Genomic DNA, 19,899 nt, shown 5'->3' on the forward strand with positions numbered 1-19,899 from the left:
CAAACCACGCAAAGCACTCAACTGGCGCACCCCAGCCGAAGTCATGACCAACGCCCTCACACAAACCGGTAGCATCAAACCAAACTAACCATCATCGTTGCAACGACCCCTAGAATCCGCCGCGTGGGGTGGGCATGCGAAAATCCCCTCCGTACAGGCTGGTGACCTGCGGGGAGAGGATTGTGCTAACGGCCTAGGCTAGGTGGTAATTGCGGACGTCGTGACCGTTGAACTCGCGCTCGATGCCGGCCTCATCCACGGAGTGGAAGGTGGTTCCGTTATCGATGGCGAAGCGCAGGTTATCCACGCGAGAGGAAGGGTCTTTGGACACCGCGCCCGCCGGGAAGTAGTACGTTGAGCCGTCTTTGAGCTTGACGGTGAGGGACTCAAAGCTCATTGTTCATCTCCTTGTAGAAAGATCCCTAATGTGGGAATTCAATCAAGAGATTTTTGTTTAGGCAAAGCAATGAGATCTAGACAACGCTATTCATACCCCCACGGCGGGGTGGTAAGCGTATTTATTCCTCGGTTTACAGGCGGTGCTTGCCCTCGTTTTGGTGGTCATCGGTAACGCGGGTGGTATCAGCCGGCTGAGCTGCTTCTTCCTCGCGGTGCTTGGCCAGCTGCTCATCGATGGAACCGAGCAGCTCCTCATCGCGTACGGCACCTTCTTCAACGAGGTCAGACTGGGTGTCATTCTCGCTGGTGGAGGTGTAGACCAAGGTGGACTCCGGAGCGGTGTGGGAATCGGCCTGGAAGTCATCCACGCGCGGCGGGGTCTGGGACGGCTTGTCGTTGGAGCGCAGCCAGTAGTAGGCACCGCCGGCTGCAGCGGACAGCAGGGCGATGATGCCGGCGAAGATCCAGCCCTTAGAGGACTTCTTATTCTTCTTCTGCTTCTTGGCTACCTTGGCGGACTTCTTCTTGAGGTTCTTCTGGGCCTTCTGAGAATCCTTCTTGGCCTGCTTGCGGGCCTTCTTAGCCTTCTTGGTGGCCTCTTCCTTGGCGTCGTTCAGGCGCTCGGTGGCGTCTTCGCGGTAGTCGTTGAACTCCTCCAGGGCGCGCTCGAGGCGGGAGTGTGCGGCGCGGGTAACGGCGCCTGCTTGGCGGCGCGGCTCGGCGAAGGTGCCGTTATCGCGCTCGTCCATCTTCTGTGCGGCTTCTTCCAGGGCGGTGTAGGCCTCGCGGGACTTTTCCTCGCGGTAGTTATTGAACTGGCTCCACAGGTTCGATGCGGTCTTAAAGGCCACGTTCAGCGTGGTGGGGTTCATGGGGTGGAACACTCCTTAACTCAGATTTATCAATTCGCTTTCACCCAGCATAGTGACGTGTTGGGTGGTGTACCACCGTTGGCGTCATGGCGTGCAGCGGGAACGCGCTAGAAATAGACCGCTTGGTTCAGAATTCACGATTATTATTCACCTGATTTTTCGCCAACCTCGCAGTTTGTAGGCTTGCAAAGGTATTACCATTGCAAAATCGCTTCCGCGCAAACTGAACAGCTTGGTACGTTTTTTCTCAACACACCAACGACGACCAGCAAAGGAGGTGACCATGAGCCCGCGACTTTCGGCTTCTGCGCCCTTGGATTATGAAAGTGAAGAGGAAGCACATGCGCCCGAGCGCCTGGCCCTTTCCTTTGAGGTAATCCCGCCGCGCCACGATGCCGATGCCGCCAAGATCGACCGCTTACTGGAAGTCCTGGAAAGCTATCACCCCGATTACATCGCGGTGACCAGTTCCCAGCGTTCCGGTTGGTTGGAGGGAACCGCGGCCTTCATTGAGAAGATTTCGCAGAACACCTCTATGCGCCCCCTGGCGCACCTAGCCTGCACGGCCGGGACGCGCGACGAGCTCATCGGGTGGATTAATCGCTTGGTGGATGCCGGCGTGCGCGGCCTGCTGGCCCTGCGCGGCGATCTCCCCGAAGGGGGCATGCCCGAGCACTACCTGCAACATGCCGATGAGCTGGTTCGCCTCATCCGTCAGCTGGAAAGCCATCAGGCTGCCCGCTTCGCCGCCGGCCGCCTCGCGGTGAGCGTGGCGTGCTATCCCAGCGGCCATGCCGAATCCAAGAACGAGGACGAAGACTTCGATGTTCTGCTCAATAAGCAGCGCCTCGGCGCGGACTTTGCCATCACCCAGCTCTTCTTTGACGCGGAGGACTTCCTCCGCTTCGCCCAAAGGGCGAAATTGGCCGGGGTAAAAATCCCCCTCATTCCGGGGATTATGCCCATGACCAGCCTGCGCCGGTTGGAGCGAATGGGCCAGCTGTCCGGGCTGACCGTACCCGAAAGGGTGCGTACTCGGCTCGCGGTAGCGACAACCCCAGAAGAGGAATACGAAATCGGCATGGAGCTTACCGCCCAATTGGCCCGCACCATCGTGGCCGGCGGCGCGGACGGCCTCCATATCTATACCCACAACAATCCGGACATTACACAATTCCTGTTATCTCGAATCGGAGTAAACAATGACGAACACTAATTTCCCCAAGGCGACGATTGAGGGCTACCCTCGCGTCGGCGCTAACCGCGAACTCAAGCGCGCGCTGGAATCCTACTGGGCCGGCCGCATCGATGCGGAAACCTTCGAGTCCGCCGCACATTCCCTGCGCCTGGACACCTATAATCGTTTGCGCGACCTGGGCCTGAACGAGGACTACGCCATTCCTGCCGACGTCGCCTACTACGACCAGGTGCTCGAGACCGCACTGACCGTAGGCGCCGTAGCCGGCGAAACCCTGGATGATGAGTTCACCTTGGCCCGCGGCAACAAGGACACCGCGCCGCTGGAGATGACCAAGTGGTTCGATACCAACTACCACTACATCGTCCCAGAAATCTCCGATGACCAGGACTTTAAGGCGCGCCCACAACGCGTTATCAAGCTGGTGGAAGAGGCCCGTGCAGCAGGCCATACCGTGCGCCCGTACCTCGTCGGCCCGGTTACTCTGCTGGCCCTGTCTAAGCAGGCCGAGGGTGCTACCAAGTCTCCGCTCGACCGCCTGGATGATGCCGTCAAGGCATACCAGGAGGTCCTAGCCGAGCTGAATAAATCCGGCGTGAAGTGGGTACAGCTCGCCGAGCCTGCCCTGGTAGCGGACCTGACCGTTGCCACCGATGAGGAGCTTGCCGCCCACACCAAGCGCGCTTATGAGGCCATTTTGGGAGCGGATAACCGCCCGCAGGTATACCTCACTACCCCGTACGGTTCTGCGCGCAAGGGCCTCGACGTTCTGGCGGAGCTCAAGCCAGAGGCCGTCCAGGTGGACCTTTCCGTGGGCACCTTGGCGCTCGATGAGGGCTACCTCGAGCGCGTGAAGAACCTGAATTCCCACGTAGTTGCCGGCCTTATCGACGGCCGCAATGTCTGGGCCGCCAACCTGCGCGACCTGCGCTCCAAGTACGAAGACCTGGAGGGCAGCCTCGACTCCCTTTCCGTATCGACCTCTGTATCCCTGCAGCACGTGCCACACACCGTGGAGGCGGAAACCAAGCTGCCGGCCGACGTCGCTACCTGGTTCTCCTTCGCCAACGAGAAGGTCAAGGAAGTCGTCGCCCTTTCCCAGGGCCCGCTGGAGGCACCGGAGGCTTATAGCATCAGTGACCGCGCGGTGCGCACCCGTGCCGAATCCGAGCGCATCCACAACGCGGCGGTGAAGGCGCGCATCGAAAAGCTGCCGGCCGGCGAGGTTAAGCGCGAGCCTGCCTTTGCCGAGCGCAACGAGGCACAGAAGGAACTCGGCCTGCCGCAGCTGCCAACCACCACCATCGGCTCCTTCCCCCAGACCAAGGAGATCCGCCAGGCGCGTGCGGCGCACCGCAAGGGCGAGCTTTCCGACGCCGACTACAATGCCGCCCTCAAGGACGAGGTCAAGTCCGTCATTGAGCTGCAGGAGCGCCTCGGCCTCGACGTCCTCGTCCACGGCGAGCCGGAGCGCAATGACATGGTGCAGTACTTTGCCGAGCTGCTCGATGGCTTCGTAACCACCGAAAACGGCTGGGTCCAGTCTTATGGCTCCCGCTGCACCCGTCCGCCAATCGTGGTTGGTGACATCTCCCGCCCGGCTGCGATGACCACCGAGTGGTCCAAGTACGCCCAGTCGCTTTCGGAGCACCACGTCAAGGGCATGCTCACCGGTCCGGTGACCATCCTGGCCTGGTCCTTCGTGCGAGATGACGTACACCAGTCCGTCTCCGCGGATCAGCTCGGCGTCGCGCTGGCGGATGAGGTGCACGACCTGGAAGAGGCCGGCATCGACATCATCCAGATCGACGAGCCCGCCCTGCGCGAGCTGCTGCCGCTGCGCGAGGAAGACCGCAAGGCCTACCTGGACTGGGCCGTGCGTTCCTTCCGCTTGGTAGCTCTCGAGGCCAAGCCGACCACTCAGATCCACACCCACCTGTGCTACTCGGAGTTCGGCCAGATCATAGATGCCGTTGCTGGTCTGGATGCCGATGTCACCTCCATCGAGGCGGCCCGCTCCCGCATGGAGCTGCTGGAGGATATCGACGAGACCTTCCACTCCGAAATCGGCCCGGGCATCTACGATATTCACTCCCCGCGCGTGCCTTCCGTCGCGGAGATGGCCGAGCTCATCCGCGCCGCGCTCAAGCACGTGCCGGTCGAGCGCCTGTGGGTCAACCCTGACTGCGGCCTGAAGACTCGCGGCTACGAGGAGACCGAAGCCTCTCTGCGCAATATGGTTCTGGCCCGCGATGAGGTACGTGATTCCCTCTAAGTCCTCTTAACCTCACAGAATCCCGGCTGGGAAATGGGCAAAAAGTCCCTACCTGGCCGGGATTTCGCGCTTTGCCTTGCGGCGCTTATTGATCCAGCCGATGATCATCGGCAGCACGGAAATTGCCACCACGATGAGCATGATGATGTCGATGGAGTGAGCTATGCCCGGGATGCCGCCCAGCAGGACACCGACGAGCAGCATGGAACCTACCCAGCCTATGCCGCCAAGGATATTCCAGCGCAGGAACGAGGAGTAGCCCATCTCTGCGGTACCCGCGGCGAAGGGGACGAAGGTGCGCACAATCGGCACGAAGCGGCCCAATACCAGGGCCACCGGGCCGTGGCGCTGGAAGAAATCCTCCGCGCTATCGAGGTGTTCGGTGCGCAGGACGCGGGCATCGTCCTTGAAGAGCTTGCGGCCAAAGCGGCGGCCTAAATAGAAGCCCACCTGGTCGCCGGCAAAGGCGGCCACCGCGGCCACGACAAAGAGCAGCCAGGCGTTGATGTCGAGCTCGTGGCGCAGGATGGCCGCGGTCACGAGCAGTGAATCACCCGGGAGGAATGGGAAAAGCACGCCGGACTCGATGAAGATGACGACGGCGACGCCGAGCAGGATATAAGGTCCAAAGCTTTGGAGCAGCGAGCCTGCGTCCATGAGGTTGTGGAGGGAGGACAAGAAATCCATGTGCGGATCCTTTCTTAGTGGTTCTTTTAGTATCCTCCGCAAACTGCAAAGTAGCTGCGAATCCACTGGGTGTCCGAATGGAACCGATATGTTTCTTTTCTCCTCCTAGCTTCCGGGTAAGAAACATCACTAGCCTGGGAGTATGAACCACTCCGCATTCCGCAATAGCCAAGACACCTTCCTTTCTGATGCCCTTGCCGGGCTCATCGCCAACCACCCCGATGCCTGCTGGCACGACGTCGGATTCGTCGGCCGCACCACATTGCTGCGCACCGAAGACGGTGATCCAGCAGTGGCGGTGATTTCCGGTGGCGGTTCCGGTCATGAACCGATGCACGCCGGCTTCATAGGCCAAGGCATGCTCGCTGCGGCCTGTCCGGGACTGCTGTTTACCTCCCCCAACGCGGTGCAAGTCAGCGAGGCCACCCAGTGGGCTGACCAAGGCAGGGGAGTAGTCCACGTGGTGAAAAACTACACCGGAGACGTCATGAATTTCACCGTCGCCCGCAATGCTGCCGAGGCGGTAACCACGCGCACGGTGTTGGTAGCCGATGATCTTGCCACTGATGGCCACGAGGATGGCCCCGGCCGTCGCGGCACGGGGGCAACCATCCTGGTGGAAAAGGTCGCAGGCGCTGCTGCCTACCGCGGCGATGACGTGGACACAGTTGCTGAGTTGGGTAAGCGTGCCGCGGAGAATTCCCGCAGCATGTCCGTGGCGCTGGGCGCCGGCTTCATGCCGACCACCGGCCGCGAAACCTTCGATCTGGATGCCGGCCAGATGGAGGTGGGTGTGGGCATTCACGGCGAGCCGGGCACGCACACCGAGCAGGTGGGTAGCGCGAGCGCCATTGTGAACCAGGTCCTGGACAAGCTCCTGCCAGCCCTTGACCTGGGCCACGGCGATGAGGTGGTGTGTCTGGTCAACGGCCTCGGCGGCACCACCCCGCTGGAGCTGAGCCTTCTCTTTGGCGAGGCCTCCGCGCAGCTGGCCCAGCGCGGCGTCACCGTCGCCCGGTCTCTGGTGGGCTCCTACGTCACCGCGGTTAATATGCACGGCGCTTCTTTTACGCTGCTCAAGGCGGATGAGGAGCTGCTCGAGCTTATCGACGCCCCCACGTCCGCCCCCGCCTGGCCCCGTACCCTAGGCGGTGCGAAGGCGGTGGAACCGGCCACCATCACCTTCCAGGATGAGCTGCCCACCGAGGGTGAGGAGAATCAGTGGCTCACCGCCTTTGTTGAACGCCTCCAAGCCTCTTTCGAGGCGCTTACTGAGCTGGACCGCAAGGCCGGCGACGGCGACTTTGGCCAGAACATGGAGGCGGCCTTCGGCGGCATTGAGCTCCCCCTGCGCGGCACGGATACCGAGATCTTCACCGGGCTGGCCAAGCGCCTGCTCGTCCTCGCCGGTGGTACCTCCGGCGCTGTATTCGGCACGCTCTTTAATGAATTGGCTCGGGCGGAGTCGCTGGCGGACGGGCTCAATGCAGCGGCTGAATTAATCCACGAGCTCGGCGGCGCCCAGCGCGGTGATCGCACCATGCTCGATGCCCTCATCCCGGCTGCAGAAAAAGCCCGCGAGCTAGGTGCGAAGGATCCGGACGCGGAGACCTTGCAGGAGCTTTTCGACGCCGCCCATGCCGGCGCCCTCGACACCGAGGACCTTGCTGCAAAGAAGGGCCGCGCCTCCTACCTGGGAGATCGCAGCAAGGGCGTTATCGATCCGGGCGCCATCGTGGTCAGCTGGCTCTTTGGGGGAGAACCTCTCTCAGCGCACTAAGCGAGCGCAGATCTCCATCACCCGCACGGTCGAGGTGGAGCGCATGCAGCCCTGCCTTGCGCGCCCCCTGCACATCGTTGGTGAGGGAATCGCCCACCATGAGCGTGTCTGCAGCATCCACTCCGAGCTGGCGGCAAGCAGCGAGGTAGGCCGCGCGCTGCGGTTTGGGGCAGCCGAGGTCGACGGTGGGGATGAGGAGGACGTCGGCAAGCGCAAGGCCCGTGGCCTCCAGCTTCGCCTGCTGCATTTCGCGCTCGCCGTTGGTGAGTATGCCGACCTGAAAGCCGGATTCGAGGGCCCAGGTGAGGGTGGGCAGGGCGTCGGCAAAAGCGCGCCATTGTTCCTGGTAGGCGGAAAGATAGCCGTCGTAGGCGGCCAGCGCCTCGGCATCGCTCATCTCCCGGCCGAGGAATTCGCGGCAGCGCGCCGCCCGCTGGCCATGGTGGGAGACCTCGCCGCGTTCATAGGCTTGAAACCACTTTCGTTCAATGGCCGCGAACCGCGCATGCTGGCCCTCGGGCAGGCCGAGTTCGCGGCACCACTGATCCACTGCGTCCCGGGCCGCGCCGGTGTGGTCGAGCAAGGTGTCATCCAGATCAAAAAGTAGCGCGCGAATCATGCTTTCAGGCTAGCGCGATCGCTGACAGCGTTATGTCATGCGCGGCAGGCGCGCGTTAAATTCTTTACAATGGCTGGCATGACTCAGAAGACCGCAACTGCAACGATGCATACCAACTACGGTGACATTGTTATCGATCTCTTCGGTAACCACGCACCGGTAACCGTTGAAAACTTCATCGGCCTGGCCAAGGGCGAGAAGGACTACTCCACCCAGAACGCAAAGGGCGAGCAGTCCGGCCCGTTCTATGACGGCGCAATCTTTCACCGCATCATCGATAACTTCATGATCCAGGGCGGCGACCCGACCGGCACCGGCCGCGGTGGCCCGGGATACCAGTTCCAGGACGAGTTCCACCCGGAGCTGCAGTTTGACCGCCCATTCCTGCTGGCCATGGCCAATGCCGGCCCAGGCACCAACGGCTCCCAGTTCTTCATCACCGTGGCGCCGACCCCGCACCTGAACAACCACCACACCATCTTTGGTGAGGTTACCGATGCTGCCTCCCAGGAGGTTGTGTCCAAGATCGCCAAGGTTGATACCGACCGCATGGACCGTCCGCACGAGGACGTTGTTATCGAGTCCATCGATATCGCGTAATCGCCTTTTCCCTCGGGCCCGTCACCGCATTATCCATGCGGCGGCGGGCTCGTCGCAGTTTTACCCCGAGCCATCCACCACTAGACCTGCCTCAAGGACTGACAACTTCATGACCATGGTGAGAAACTATGTCCGCACCACCCCGGCGACCGCGCTCATCGCCGCCGTCTGCATTATTGCCTGGCTCATTACCGCCGTGCAGGCCCGGACGCTGGGCGCTACCTTCTATGAATCCGACCTCGCGGTGGACTGGGGCCTGTGGGGCCCGCAATACCCGATTGCGCCGCAGACGGCGCTGTCCTCCGCGTTCATGCACCTGGATGCGGGCCATTTGGCGGTGAATATGGTCATGCTCTTGCTCATAGGCAGGGAAGTGGAGCGGGCGCTTGGCACTGCGCTGTACCTCGCCGCCTACCTCATTTCTTGCCTCGGCGCGTCCGCCATGATCCTGACATTCGACTTTGAGACCCCCACCGTCGGCGCCTCGGGTGCGCTCTTCGCGCTCATGGCCATGCTGGTGGGTGCTTACCGCCAGCGCGGGCTCGATCTCCGCGCGCCCATCGCCCTCGTTCTGGCGAATGTGGCCTATACCTTTCTAGCCGATGGCGTATCCCTGTGGGGACACCTTGGCGGGTTGTGCACAGGCATCGTGTTGAGCCTTTTCCTCTATCGAAAAAGCCCCACCCTCCGCTGGGGCGGCGTTGCTGCGGTGGCCGCGGTAGTCCTCGCACTATTAGCCCACCAAGCTGGGGTTTGGGGATAACTGTGGAATTTGATCACCGGAAAGCGTGTGCGAAAGAATTCCACAATGGTTATCCACATTGTGGATAACTACATTTTTGTAATTTACCGAACGCCTTTCCGGAGTTTTCCCTGATCACGCTGGTCTGGGCCGTGTGAAAGCGCGAAAATCAGCTTGTGGAAGCCCGTGAAAACAGTTATCCACAGGGTGTTAATAATTGTGTGAAATTCACATTTCACAGGCTTTCTCCACAGCCTGTGGATAACTTTCTACCCATTGTGTTAACAAGACTGATAAATTTGGGCATTGACCTGCATAAGGAGCATTGTGGATTATCAACCTCGCGCTGTGATCGTCGGCGCAGGCCCGAATGGACTCACGGCCGCGGCGCGCTTGGCTATGGCCGGATGGAGTGTGGATATCTACGAGCGCGCCGGCCGGGCCGGTGGTGCGGCGGCATCCTCCGCGGAGATTTTCCCGGGCACGATTGTGGATCTCGGCGCGGCCGGGCACCCCTTTGGCGTAGCAAGCCCGGCCTTTCGCGCCCTCGACTTGGAAGCCCACGGTGTGCGGTGGCGCAATGCTCCTTATCCCATGGCCCATCCGCTCGAAGGCGCACCGGCTGGGGTTCTGCACGGTTCCTTGGCGGATACGGCGGCGGAGTTGGGGACCGATGCCAAGGCGTGGAGGCGGCTGCACGGGCACATTGTCCGCCACATCGATGAGCATGTGGATAACGCGCTTACCCCGCTGGTGCGCTGGCCCAATCGCCCCGTGCGCTTGGCGCAATTTGGTGCGGCCGGAGTCTTGCCCGCCAGCAGCTTGGCGCGGGCGGCCTTCCGCACGCCCCAGGCCCGTGCCCTCTTTGCAGGTAGCGCGGTACACGCGATCACCTCACCGACTACGCCTTTTACCTCGGCGTTCGGGCTGCTCTTTGACGGGCTGGGCATGACCCGCGGCTGGCCCGTGGTGGAGGGTGGCACCGGCGCTCTTATCGACGCCCTCCTTAACCTCCTCCGCTCCCACCATGCCCGCCTCCACACCGGATGCGAGGTCACCGACCTGCGGGAGCTTCCTCAAGCCGATGCGATCATTGTGAACCTCACCCCGCGCCAGATTCTGCGGCTGGGTGGGCTGGAACTGCGGGACGGCACTCGGCGGAGCCTGGCACGCTGGCGCTATGGCAGCGCCGTATTCAAAGTGGACTTTCACCTCAGCGAGCCCGTCCCATGGACCGATCCCCGCGTGGGCCAGGCCGGCACCGTGCATGTGGGAGGAACGCTGGAGGAGATATGTGGGGCTGAGGGGGACGTCGGTAAGCGGCGCATGCCTAAGCGCCCCTTAGTATTGGCATGCCAGCAATACGTGGCAGACCCATCCCGAGGACACACCCTGTGGACCTATGCGCACGTTCCCCGCGGCTATGTGGAGCGCTATCCGGGCGAGGTCACCGAGCTGATTGCCGCCCAGATCGAGCGCTTTGCCCCCGGATTTCGCGATACCATCCTGGACACCCACGCCACGAGCCCGGCTGATCTGGAGCGATGGAATCCTAATTTGGTGGGCGGCGATATCGCCGGCGGTTCCATGACCGGGCTGCAAACCCTCCTGCGACCACGCTTGTCGGCCCATCCGCACCGCCTGGCTCCGGGAGTTTTCATGGCCTCTAGCTCGGCCGCTCCCGGTGCTGGCGTGCACGGTATGCCGGGGTGGTGGGCCGCCGAAGAAGCGCTTAGTGCGTGGAACGGCGGCGCTGCCAAATAAGGAAGCCCGCGCCGATGAGCCAGAGAGTCGCGGCGGCGAAGTACCCAGGGATGGTCGTGGTGCGGGGCAGGTAGGAACTGCCTGGGACGAGCCCGGCAACCACAGGCTCGAGGAGGAAGCCAAGGACGGCGAGGTAGTCGAACCAGCGGAACCGTGCCGAGGCCGCGCCGGCCAGCCCCAGTACCGGTCCAGAGAGGAGCGCCAAGAAGAACCACTGGGCGTTGTACTCGAATGCCTCGCGCCAGTTATATACACCGAAAACCACGAGCAAGGTGTAGTGCACCGTCAGCATCATCACGATGATTCCCGTACCGGCCAGGAGTGCCTTGAGCCACCGGCCCGGAAACTCCTTACCCATGAGGTAGCTAAAGATTCCCCACACCATGCCCGAGCCCAGGACGTTGCCTAGGTAGTTGCGCACGGAAAGGCGGAGGGGAGCGGCGCCGGTGAGTAGGGTGGCGTCGGCAAACGCGATGTGCACGACCGCGTAGGCCACCGAAATGATGAGGCCAGCAGCAAGAATATGGCGAGACATGTGGCTCCTAGATATGAAAAACCCTCGCCACCTACAGGAGGTAGGGAGCGAGGGAAAAGGCTGTGGCGTTTAGCTTAGCGCCAACCCATGGTCATTAGCAGGCCGATGATGGCCAGGCTGAAGCCGATGCCGTAATTCCATGCGCCGAGATCCGCCATGAACGGGATGTCCTGGCCAGCGAGGTAATTGACCACAAGCCACAGCAGGCCGATGACCATCAGGCTCAGCATGATAGCGACGTACCACTTCGGGGTGCCCTCAGAATTGATCTTGACGGGCGTGCGGTTGGTAGCAGAGCTCGAGGTAGGGACGGAGGAGCTCTGGGAAATCTTTGACTTCGGCATAAGATACCTTTTCTAGATTTAAGTTCTTATCTAAGTTCGTACTGAGGCCTTAGGATACCAGCAGTTATGGTTGCGGCAGAAGTGCAGCGGGATCAAAGTTCCACAGGCGGATATCAATGTTTTGATCCTTGCGCATGGTATCGCCTGGATTCACAGCGGCCCAGCCAATCTTATTGTTATCCACCAGTGCGCCGGTAGGCACGGGCTCGCCCGGCACTAATTGGCCAGTCCAGCCAGCCTCCCGCAGCGCAGCCTCGGCCTGGCCTTCATTCTTGCGTACCAGGTCAGGGGCCTTAAAGAGCATGCCATTGGATACCTCAACGGTAACCGGCTTGCCCTTTTCCAGCTCCGCGCCCTGGTTGGAGACGCTGAGCACCGTGCCCTTCGGCTCCAAGGAATCCACCTCGCGGACGTCTACATCAAAGTCATTCGACTCGAGGCGGCTCTGGGCATCCTCGACGTCCATGCCGGCGACATTGGGCACGCGCCTCTTTTCGACGCCCTTAGAAACCGTCACCCGTACCTTCGATCCCTTGGACAGCTGCGTGCCGCCGGCCGGGTCCTGCTTGATGATCTGGCCGGCCGGGGACTCATTGTTTTCTTCCGAGACATCGGAATTGAGCACCAAGCCTGCCCCTTCGAGCGCCTGGGCGGCCTCATCCAAGGTCATGCCGGTGATATCCGGGACGTCCGTAATCTCCTTGCCGGAGGAAACGGTCAGGGTCACCGAGGCATTCTTCTGCAGCTCGGAGCCTGGGGCCGGATTAATGCGGATGGCATTATTGCGTGGAATATCCGGGTTGGCCTCCTCATTGACGGTGACCTGCAGACCCATGTCTTCTAGTTCCTTGACAACTTCGTTGCGCGGGCGGTTTTCCACCTCGGGCACGGTGATTTTGTCCTCGCGGGCCGATTGGGTCTGGCGTGGCTTATCCTCAGAGTCTTTATCGTTGGAGAAGAAATCCCAGGCGAAGTAGCCCACGATGGCCACCAAGAGGGCGGCCAGGAAGGCTGCCAGCCACTTCATCCAGCCGCCACCCTGATTGTCATCGTCCTCGGTGGGGCGGGTGGACTGGATTGGCGCGCGGTGCGCGGCCGCAGCTGGTGCGGCGGCGCCGACCATTTCGGTAGGCTGCTCGTCTTCTTCCTCGTTGACGTGCATGCGCGCTGCAGCGGTGACCTGCCCGTTGCGCAGGCGCTCCAGATCGCCGGCCATCTCCCAAGCGGACTGATAACGATCCGCCGGGTGCTTGGCCATAGCGGTAAGTACTACCGCATCGATATTGACGCGTTGGGTAGGAGTCAGCGAGGGATCCGCGATGAGCTCCGACGGCGGGGTCGGCTCTTCCTGTACATGTTGATATGCAACTGCAAAGGGGGTTTCGCCTTCAAATGGGGTCTGACCGGTAAGGGCCTCATAGAGCACGCAGCCCAGTGCATAGACATCGGAGCGGGCATCCGCGTTCTTACCGCGGGCCTGCTCCGGAGAAAGGTACTGGGCGGTGCCGATAACGGCGGAGGTTTGCGTCATCGCCGAGGTGGAGTCATCCAAGGCACGGGCGATGCCGAAGTCCATCACCTTCACCTGGCCGGTGTTGGTGAGCATAATATTTGCCGGCTTGATATCGCGGTGGATAATACCGGCCTCGTGCGAGGCTTGTAGTGCATCCGCTACCGGTTTGAGGATATCTGCGGCCTCTTGGGCGGACAGAGCGCCATCCTCGCGAATGATATCGCGCAAGGTGCGGCCGTTGACCCGCTCCATGACGATATATGGGATGGTCATGCCATCCAGCTCGGTTTCACCGGTGTCATAAACCGCCACGATATTGGGGTGATTCAGCTTGCCCGAGTTCTGGGCCTCGCGGTAAAAACGCTCGCGGAAGTTGACGTCGCGCGCCATTTCCGGTCGGAGCATCTTCACCGCCACTTGGCGGCCTAGGACGGTGTCTTCGGCAGCATAGACCTCAGACATGCCACCGGCGCCGATGATCTCGCCTCTCCGATAGCGGTCATTGACCATCGCTTAGTCACCCTCCTGTGTAAGTAGATCGGCCAAGTCTCCGGGGAGCTCATTAGCCTGCGAGTTTACTGGAGTATCCAGCTCAGGTGTAGTTTCAACGTGCGTATCCTGCGGATTCTGTTGCGTTGTTACGGCCGGGGGCTGTTCCTGGCGAGTAGGCGAGTGGCGCGTGGGTGCCTCGCGGTGAGTCGTGCGGGGGGCTTCTTCCAGATTGGATTCCTGCGGCTCCGTCTCTGTCACCGTCACCGGCTCCGGGGCCTCTTCCGTATCTTCGTCCGGGGTGTCCTGCGGGGTGGTGGTGGGATCGCGATACTCCGTAACCACCGAGGTCTCCGGTGTGCTGGAGGGTTCGCTTTCTCCCTCGTTATCGCTTAGCTGCTGGTATGCGAGGTAACCACCACCGGCCACGGCTGCGAGGAGCAGGGTGATACCTAAACCCTTCAGGAAAGAGGAACCGCCCTTGGATTCCTTAGCCGGAGCGGTGCCCGCGGCCGGATAGATGGTGGTGGGCTGGGCAACGTTGCCCAACATCTCCGTCGATGCGGACGGAGAGGGCTCGGGTGCGCGTTGCGTTAGCGGGGCGGACTTAGGCTGCGGCGGGCGCTTGCCCAAGCGAACTGCGGAGATGGCCAGAGTGAACTCATTGCCATCGGCGTAGCGGGTCGCCGGGTCCTTGCGCAACGCAATGCGGATGAGCTCGCGAGCCGGGGCGCTGATATTCGTCGATAGTGGCTCCGGCTCCTGGTTGATGTGGGCCAGGGCGATGGACACGGAGGAATCTCCGGTAAAAGGGCGCTTGCCGGCGAGCATTTCATAGCCGACGACGCCGAGCGAATAGACGTCGGAAGCCGGCGTGACGTCCTTGCCCTGTGCCTGCTCGGGCGATACATATTGCGCGGTACCCACCACCATGCCGGTGCGGGTCAGCGGCACGGCCGCAGCCGCCTTGGCAATGCCAAAGTCCGTGATCTTGACCTGGCCATTTTGCGTAATGAGGAGGTTGCCGGGCTTAATATCGCGGTGGACCAGCTCCATGCGGTGAATGATGGAGAGGCCATGCGCCGCCTGCTCGAGGACGTCGAGAGCGAGCTCTTCTTGCAGCGTATTTTCGCGCGCCAAAAGGTCTGCGAGGGATTCACCGCGCACATACTCCAAGGCCATGAAGCAGAACTTGCGGCCGTTATCCTCTAGCTCGCGGTAGTCATAAGTGGCCACCACGTTCTCGGACTGAATGGATTCGGCCGATTTTGCCTCGTTGCGAAAGCGCGAGAGGAACTCCTGGTTATCGGAAAATTCCGGGCGCAGAACCTTGAGCGCTACCTCACGATCATTGCGGGTATCATCGGCCAACCACACGGTGGACATTCCGCCGTGACCGATGATCCACTGCAGCTCGTAATCGCTGCCAATCAGTGCCTGGAGATGTTCCTTATTCTCGGCGCTATTCATTACTGCTCCCCCTGGTATGCGCGCAGGATAGCGCGGCCAATTGGGCCGGAAACCTTGCCGCCCGTCGCGGACTCACCCAAGTTACCACCATTTTTCACCACGACGCCTACCGCGATATCGCGTTCCGGATCGAAGGCAACGTACCACACATGCGGGGCCAGCCCCTCGCCGTGCTCGGCGGTGCCGGTCTTGGAGGCAAAGCCGTTACCGTCATAGCCCCAGGACGAACGCTCGGAGGCATACATCAAGTCAGTAAGCGTCGCCGCAGTTTCCTCATTAACCGCCTGGTCTGCCTTCTTCGGCTTGGTGGTGCGGACGTCCTTCATCTGGGCGTCGGTAATGCGATTGACCAGGTAGGGCTGCATGCGGGTGCCCTTATTGGCGACGGTGCCCGCCATGACGGCTGCCTGCAGCGCGGTCATGGTGACGTCGCGCTGGCCAATGGCGGACTGCGCCGTGGCCGCCCCATCCGGCAAATCACCCAAGGTGCCGGCGGAGGTAGACACGCCGAGGTCGTAATTCTCGCCCACGCCAAAGGCCTTGGCGTACTTGCGCAGCTCATCAGCGCCGAGCTGCTCCGACATTTCTACAAAGGCGGTATTGCACGACAGCGCAAAGGCGGTCTGCAGGGTTACCGCATCCTGACCATTGCACTTTTGGTTGGCGTAGTTAGTCAGCTCCGTCACCGTATCCGGCAAGGTAATGACATTGGAACCGGTCAGGGTGGAGGAAGGATCAAAGCCATTGTTAAGGCCCGCCGCGGTGGTGATGATCTTGAAAATGGAGCCAGGAGGCAAGGTCTCTGCACCGGCGTGGTTGACCAGCGGCTGCCCCTCCTGCTCCTGCAGGTTGGCCCAGGTCTCCTCGGCAGAATCACCCATTAGATCATTGGGGTTATAGCCAGGGTTGGAGGCCATGGCAAGGATCTTGCCGGTCGAAGGCTGAATGGCAACCGCAGAGCCCTCGTAGCCAGGACCCACGAGCTGATCGTAGGCCGCCTGCTGGAGCGCAGGATCGATGGTGACCTCTACATTGGCGCCCTGCTTCGGTTTATCGGCCAGTGCGTCGAGCCAATTCTGCTTCATCAGGGAGTCGTCGGTGCCATTGAGGATGTCATTTTGGGATGACTCCAATTCGGAGGCGCCAAACTGGCTCGACAGGTAACCGGTCAGGTTGCCAAAGGCCGGTGAATCAATGGGGTAGGAGCGCGAGTAGGTCTCGTCTGGGTTCTGCGTCGACTGTGCCAATACGGTATTACCCGCAAAGATTTGGCCGCGCGGGGTGGTCTGCATTTCCATGAAGCCGCGCATATTCCGCGGATTATGGGCATATTTATCTTCAGAAAAAGCCTGAATCACCGTCAAGTTGACCAGCAAGATGGCCGTCAAAATGATGGCGAACAGTGACACTAGGCGGATGGATCGATTCATCGGTGAGCCTCCTGGACCGACGGGAACATGGAGGTATCGCTCGGAGCATTGCCCGAGGTCTCCTGCATGGGGCGACGAGCCGCGTTAGAGATCCGCAGCAGAATCGCCAACAACACGTAGTTAGCCATGAGAGAGGAACCACCGGCAGACATGAATGGCGTGGTCAGGCCGGTCATCGGCAGCAGGGCAGAAATGCCACCGGTGACCACGAAAACCTGCACGGCCAAGGTAAGAGAAAGACCAGATGCCACCAGCTTGCCGTAGGTATCGCGGGTGCGCAGCGCGGTACCGAAACCGCGGGTGGCCAGCATACCGAAAAGCACCAGTACGGCGGCGAGGCCAATGAGACCGAACTCCTCACCGATTGCGGCAAGGATGTAATCCGAGTGTGCCACCGGAACTAGTTCTGGATGCCCCTCGCCCAAGCCGCTGCCAGAGATTCCGCCTGAAGACAAGCCGAACAACGACTGGGAGAGCTGGAAACCCGTGACGTCATAGTTTCCCAGAGGGTCGAGGAAGTTAGAAAAGCGTTGCTGGATCTTGGAGGAAATCTGGTAGATGCCAAAACCTCCGACGCCGACGAGAACGACACCGATAAGCAGCCAGCTCACCCGGCCGGTGGCCATGAATAGCATGCCGAGGACGGTGCTAAACAGCAGAAGTGCCGGGCCGAAGTCATTGGAAATGCCCATGATGACGATCGCGATGGCCCACACGATCAGGATGGGTGCGAGGTCGCGAAGGCGCGGCAGGGAGATACCCAGTACTCGGTATCCCGCTACGGTAAACAGGGAGCGCTTTTGCGTCAGTAGCATGGCAAAGAACAAGATCAACAAGATCTTGGAGAACTCACCCGGCTGGATGGAGAAGGGACCCAAGTTTATCCAGATGCGTGCCTCCACGTCCGCAGGCTGCGGCCATACCAGCGGCAGGGCCAGCAGGACAAGGCCTGCGGCACCCAAGATATAGGAGTAGCGCGTCAGCGAGCGGTGATCCTTCAAAATGGCCAAGACCAGCACGAAGAGTACGAGTCCGACGACGGTCCACATGACCTGACGCACCGCGAGCCCGCTTTCTTTAACCAGATCTAGGCGGGCCAACATGATGAGCCCGATGCCATTGAGGATCGCCACGATGGGCAGCACGATCTGATCGGCATAAGGTGCCAAGAAGCACATCACCAAGTGGGCGACGGTAAAGACGCCAATGAACCCGCCAATGAGATAAACCAGGTCCATGGTCAGGGCGTTGTCCTGGGAAAGTTCCAGGCTGACCAGGGTAATAGCGAAGACAATGGCGGCTAGGATGAGCAGGCCGAGCTCGGTTCCTCGGCTAAAAAACTTTTTCACAACCTACACCTCCCGGCAGGTGACGCCAGGCTTGTTTTTCTTGGCATCCTTCTTATCTTTTTGGCTCGGCGCAGTGATACATGGCTTGAGCGCCTTATCGCCCAAATCATTGATCTGCTGCTGCACTTCACCGAGATCACCAGTGGAGAGATGGTCGACGGCGCTGCGCTCAGATTCCGGCAAGTCCGTGACCTTCAGCGGTGCGAAGTCGCCCTCGCAGGGCTGGCCGGAAAAGAGCAGCGAGTTGCTGTCATTGATGCACACGTTTTGGTGCGTGGAGTGTAGTTCCTTGCCGAAGACGGAGTAGTCAGCACCCTGTTGGATGGTAATTTCCTGCGTCTCGTTGGTGGCCACGTAGTAATTATTGGACAAGAAGTTCTTCGCCCACAGTCCGGCACCGATGACCAACGCGAGGACGATGAGCAAGGCAAGGAGGACCTTCCAGCCGATCTTTCGGCCGGAAGTTTCCTCCTCCGCTTCGTCATCAGCTGGCTCGGGGCGCTCCTCCTCACCATCGGCCTTGACGGCCGGTGGAATTACTTGAGGCTTGCGGGAGAGCTGTGCCGCCCGCGAGGCGGAAGAATCCGGATGGGTTGGTTCTTCCGTAGGACCCGCGAGGGCGCCTACGCGGAATGGTTCATGCTCCTGGGGGCTTTCCTCGGTTACTTCACCGATAACCACGGTGACATTATCCGGACCTCCGGAGCGGATGGCCAGGTCTACCAGCGCGGATCCCGCCTGTTCGATGCTGCCTTGCCCCAGTGCGGTTTCAATAGTGGAGGCTGTTACCGGATCAGAAAGCCCATCGGAGCACAACAGGATACGGTCGCCGGGCTTCGCGTCGAGGGTAAATAGCGTTGCCTCGACCGGGCGGCCCGTATAGGCCTTTAGAATGAGGGACTTTTGCGGGTGCGACGAGACATCGCCCGGGTCCAGCTCGCCCTTATCCACCAAGGATTGCACGTAGGTGTCGTCCTTGGTGATCTGCTTGAGCTCGCCGTCGCGCAGCAGGTAGCCGCGGGAATCCCCCACGTGGCAGACGCCGAAATCCGTGCCGTTAAAGAGCATGGTGGACAGCGTGGTGCCCATGCCTTCGGTTTCTGGATGCGCCTTGACGTGGTCACTGATGGCCTCATTGGCCTGCTCGGCGGCCGCTTCCAGCAGGGCCTTGGTGTCTTCCTGGCCCGGATCTTGGTCCAAGATTTCTAGGTGGTTGACCATCAGTTCGGAGGCAACCTCGCCTGCCGCGTGGCCACCCATGCCATCGGCCAAGATCAAAAGGTGAGGACCGGCGTAGCCCGAGTCCTCGTTGTTATCGCGAATGAGGCCGCGATCGGACTTAGCAAAGAAGTTCAGCTTCAGTGTCATGCGTTCAACCTCACGGTGGTGCGGCCCAGCTTAATTTCGGAGTCCGCGCCGACTACCTCGGGTTGGTCGATGCGCACGCCATTGACAAAGGTGCCATTGCGAGATTCCAAATCCTCCACAACCCATTCGCTGCCGCGGCGGAAAAGCCGGGCATGGTGGCCAGAAGAATAATCGTCGCCCGTGACAAAATCGCAGTCAGAGGCGCGGCCCAGCGTGCAATCCTCCAACGTGCCCAACTCCATATGGGAGCCCTGCAGGGGACCCTCCACGATGGACAGCTGCTTAATCGCTTCCCGACGCCGCGGTGCGCCAACCTTCTTCGACTGCTGGCGGATAGCACCGGCAGATTTATTAGTATCGCGGCGCATGGCGTTCAAGGCCACCAGGATAAAAATCCAGAGCAGAGCCAACAAGCCGATGCGAAGCGCCAGCATGATGACTGCATCCATGGCGACCTCCCTTCCT

The 19,899-nt window shown here is 60.9% G+C and carries 18 protein-coding genes; 6 read left to right on the forward strand and 12 right to left on the reverse strand.

What is annotated here, in order from left to right:
- Nucleotides 1–193: 193 nt before the first annotated feature.
- Both RAE09_RS07420 and RAE09_RS07425 read right to left on the reverse strand, forming a co-directional pair.
- Nucleotides 194–397 carry a hypothetical protein gene (locus RAE09_RS07420; RefSeq protein ID WP_005326240.1) on the reverse strand — a complete coding sequence of 68 codons (204 nt, stop codon included), beginning with the start codon at nucleotides 395–397 and terminating at the stop codon, nucleotides 194–196.
- Between the two features lie 133 nt (nucleotides 398–530).
- Nucleotides 531–1,271 (reverse strand): hypothetical protein, encoded by a 741-nt coding sequence (locus tag RAE09_RS07425; RefSeq protein WP_316981347.1) that lies wholly within the window; start codon nucleotides 1,269–1,271, stop codon nucleotides 531–533.
- A gap of 283 nt (nucleotides 1,272–1,554) precedes the next feature.
- Between RAE09_RS07425 and RAE09_RS07430 the strand changes: the two genes are divergently transcribed.
- Both RAE09_RS07430 and metE read left to right on the forward strand, forming a co-directional pair.
- Entirely contained in the window at nucleotides 1,555–2,487 is a 933-nt protein-coding gene (locus tag RAE09_RS07430) for a methylenetetrahydrofolate reductase (RefSeq protein WP_316981348.1), read from the forward strand.
- Nucleotides 2,474–4,744 carry a 5-methyltetrahydropteroyltriglutamate--homocysteine S-methyltransferase gene (gene metE / locus RAE09_RS07435; RefSeq protein WP_316981349.1) on the forward strand — a complete coding sequence of 757 codons (2,271 nt, stop codon included), beginning with the start codon at nucleotides 2,474–2,476 and terminating at the stop codon, nucleotides 4,742–4,744. The genes RAE09_RS07430 and metE overlap by 14 nt, the downstream gene beginning before the upstream one ends.
- 48 nt (nucleotides 4,745–4,792) lie before the next feature.
- Here the strand turns inward: metE and RAE09_RS07440 are convergent, their stop codons facing one another.
- Nucleotides 4,793–5,431 (reverse strand): DedA family protein, encoded by a 639-nt coding sequence (locus tag RAE09_RS07440; protein WP_316981350.1) that lies wholly within the window; start codon nucleotides 5,429–5,431, stop codon nucleotides 4,793–4,795.
- Between the two features lie 142 nt (nucleotides 5,432–5,573).
- Here RAE09_RS07440 and RAE09_RS07445 point away from each other — a divergent pair, with 142 nt between their 5' ends.
- A complete protein-coding gene (locus RAE09_RS07445) occupies nucleotides 5,574–7,211 on the forward strand; it encodes a dihydroxyacetone kinase family protein (RefSeq protein ID WP_316981351.1) in 1,638 nt (545 codons plus the stop codon).
- Here the strand turns inward: RAE09_RS07445 and RAE09_RS07450 are convergent.
- Entirely contained in the window at nucleotides 7,171–7,830 is a 660-nt protein-coding gene (locus RAE09_RS07450; protein WP_316981352.1) for an HAD family hydrolase, read from the reverse strand. The genes RAE09_RS07445 and RAE09_RS07450 overlap by 41 nt on opposite strands.
- 69 nt (nucleotides 7,831–7,899) lie before the next feature.
- On the opposite strand from RAE09_RS07450, the gene RAE09_RS07455 reads away from it, so the two are divergent.
- From RAE09_RS07455 to RAE09_RS07465, 3 genes are all read left to right on the forward strand, one after another.
- Nucleotides 7,900–8,430 (forward strand): peptidylprolyl isomerase, encoded by a 531-nt coding sequence (locus tag RAE09_RS07455; protein ID WP_005326254.1) that lies wholly within the window; start codon nucleotides 7,900–7,902, stop codon nucleotides 8,428–8,430.
- A gap of 109 nt (nucleotides 8,431–8,539) precedes the next feature.
- Complete coding sequence (locus RAE09_RS07460) at nucleotides 8,540–9,193, forward strand: rhomboid family intramembrane serine protease (protein ID WP_316981353.1); 654 nt, start codon at nucleotides 8,540–8,542, stop codon at nucleotides 9,191–9,193.
- Between the two features lie 306 nt (nucleotides 9,194–9,499).
- Nucleotides 9,500–10,936: a phytoene desaturase family protein gene (locus RAE09_RS07465; RefSeq protein WP_316981354.1), complete on the forward strand. Its 1,437-nt coding sequence runs from the start codon at nucleotides 9,500–9,502 to the stop codon at nucleotides 10,934–10,936.
- Here RAE09_RS07465 and RAE09_RS07470 read toward each other — a convergent pair.
- From RAE09_RS07470 to RAE09_RS07505, 8 genes are all read right to left on the reverse strand, one after another.
- On the reverse strand, nucleotides 10,905–11,471 hold the full coding sequence (locus tag RAE09_RS07470; protein WP_316981355.1) for a hypothetical protein: 567 nt from the start codon (nucleotides 11,469–11,471) through the stop codon (nucleotides 10,905–10,907). The genes RAE09_RS07465 and RAE09_RS07470 overlap by 32 nt on opposite strands.
- A 74-nt stretch (nucleotides 11,472–11,545) precedes the next feature.
- Nucleotides 11,546–11,815: a cell division protein CrgA gene (gene crgA / locus RAE09_RS07475; RefSeq protein ID WP_316981356.1), complete on the reverse strand. Its 270-nt coding sequence runs from the start codon at nucleotides 11,813–11,815 to the stop codon at nucleotides 11,546–11,548.
- Nucleotides 11,816–11,879: 64 nt separating this feature from the next.
- A complete protein-coding gene (gene pknB / locus RAE09_RS07480) occupies nucleotides 11,880–13,838 on the reverse strand; it encodes a Stk1 family PASTA domain-containing Ser/Thr kinase (RefSeq protein WP_250411858.1) in 1,959 nt (652 codons plus the stop codon).
- A gap of 3 nt (nucleotides 13,839–13,841) precedes the next feature.
- On the reverse strand, nucleotides 13,842–15,287 hold the full coding sequence (locus RAE09_RS07485; RefSeq protein WP_316981357.1) for a serine/threonine-protein kinase: 1,446 nt from the start codon (nucleotides 15,285–15,287) through the stop codon (nucleotides 13,842–13,844).
- Nucleotides 15,287–16,717: a penicillin-binding protein 2 gene (locus RAE09_RS07490; RefSeq protein ID WP_316981358.1), complete on the reverse strand. Its 1,431-nt coding sequence runs from the start codon at nucleotides 16,715–16,717 to the stop codon at nucleotides 15,287–15,289. The genes RAE09_RS07485 and RAE09_RS07490 overlap by 1 nt, the downstream gene beginning before the upstream one ends.
- A complete protein-coding gene (locus RAE09_RS07495) occupies nucleotides 16,714–18,066 on the reverse strand; it encodes an FtsW/RodA/SpoVE family cell cycle protein (RefSeq protein WP_316981359.1) in 1,353 nt (450 codons plus the stop codon). Before RAE09_RS07495 ends, RAE09_RS07490 begins: the two co-directional genes overlap by 4 nt.
- 3 nt (nucleotides 18,067–18,069) lie before the next feature.
- Nucleotides 18,070–19,434: a PP2C family protein-serine/threonine phosphatase gene (locus RAE09_RS07500; RefSeq protein ID WP_316981360.1), complete on the reverse strand. Its 1,365-nt coding sequence runs from the start codon at nucleotides 19,432–19,434 to the stop codon at nucleotides 18,070–18,072.
- Nucleotides 19,431–19,883 carry an FHA domain-containing protein FhaB/FipA gene (locus tag RAE09_RS07505; protein ID WP_005329668.1) on the reverse strand — a complete coding sequence of 151 codons (453 nt, stop codon included), beginning with the start codon at nucleotides 19,881–19,883 and terminating at the stop codon, nucleotides 19,431–19,433. Before RAE09_RS07505 ends, RAE09_RS07500 begins: the two co-directional genes overlap by 4 nt.
- Between the last annotated feature and the right edge of the window lie 16 nt (nucleotides 19,884–19,899).

The organism is Corynebacterium tuberculostearicum (assembly GCF_032821615.1).
GTDB classification, from domain to species: Bacteria; Actinomycetota; Actinomycetes; order Mycobacteriales; family Mycobacteriaceae; genus Corynebacterium; species Corynebacterium tuberculostearicum_H.

Excerpts from the sequence above, each read along its gene's own strand:
- RAE09_RS07420 (WP_005326240.1), bottom strand. The coding sequence starts at position 397 with ATGAGCTTTGAGTCCCTCACCGTCAAGCTCAAAGACGGCTCAACGTAC.
- RAE09_RS07425 (WP_316981347.1), bottom strand. The coding sequence starts at position 1,271 with ATGAACCCCACCACGCTGAACGTGGCCTTTAAGACCGCATCGAACCTG.
- RAE09_RS07430 (WP_316981348.1), top strand. The coding sequence starts at position 1,555 with ATGAGCCCGCGACTTTCGGCTTCTGCGCCCTTGGATTATGAAAGTGAA.
- metE (WP_316981349.1), top strand. The coding sequence starts at position 2,474 with ATGACGAACACTAATTTCCCCAAGGCGACGATTGAGGGCTACCCTCGC.
- RAE09_RS07440 (WP_316981350.1), bottom strand. The coding sequence starts at position 5,431 with ATGGATTTCTTGTCCTCCCTCCACAACCTCATGGACGCAGGCTCGCTG.
- RAE09_RS07445 (WP_316981351.1), top strand. The coding sequence starts at position 5,574 with ATGAACCACTCCGCATTCCGCAATAGCCAAGACACCTTCCTTTCTGAT.
- RAE09_RS07450 (WP_316981352.1), bottom strand. The coding sequence starts at position 7,830 with ATGATTCGCGCGCTACTTTTTGATCTGGATGACACCTTGCTCGACCAC.
- RAE09_RS07455 (WP_005326254.1), top strand. The coding sequence starts at position 7,900 with ATGGCTGGCATGACTCAGAAGACCGCAACTGCAACGATGCATACCAAC.
- RAE09_RS07460 (WP_316981353.1), top strand. The coding sequence starts at position 8,540 with ATGACCATGGTGAGAAACTATGTCCGCACCACCCCGGCGACCGCGCTC.
- RAE09_RS07470 (WP_316981355.1), bottom strand. The coding sequence starts at position 11,471 with ATGTCTCGCCATATTCTTGCTGCTGGCCTCATCATTTCGGTGGCCTAC.
- crgA (WP_316981356.1), bottom strand. The coding sequence starts at position 11,815 with ATGCCGAAGTCAAAGATTTCCCAGAGCTCCTCCGTCCCTACCTCGAGC.
- pknB (WP_250411858.1), bottom strand. The coding sequence starts at position 13,838 with ATGGTCAATGACCGCTATCGGAGAGGCGAGATCATCGGCGCCGGTGGC.
- RAE09_RS07485 (WP_316981357.1), bottom strand. The coding sequence starts at position 15,287 with ATGAATAGCGCCGAGAATAAGGAACATCTCCAGGCACTGATTGGCAGC.
- RAE09_RS07490 (WP_316981358.1), bottom strand. The coding sequence starts at position 16,717 with ATGAATCGATCCATCCGCCTAGTGTCACTGTTCGCCATCATTTTGACG.
- RAE09_RS07500 (WP_316981360.1), bottom strand. The coding sequence starts at position 19,434 with ATGACACTGAAGCTGAACTTCTTTGCTAAGTCCGATCGCGGCCTCATT.
- RAE09_RS07505 (WP_005329668.1), bottom strand. The coding sequence starts at position 19,883 with ATGGATGCAGTCATCATGCTGGCGCTTCGCATCGGCTTGTTGGCTCTG.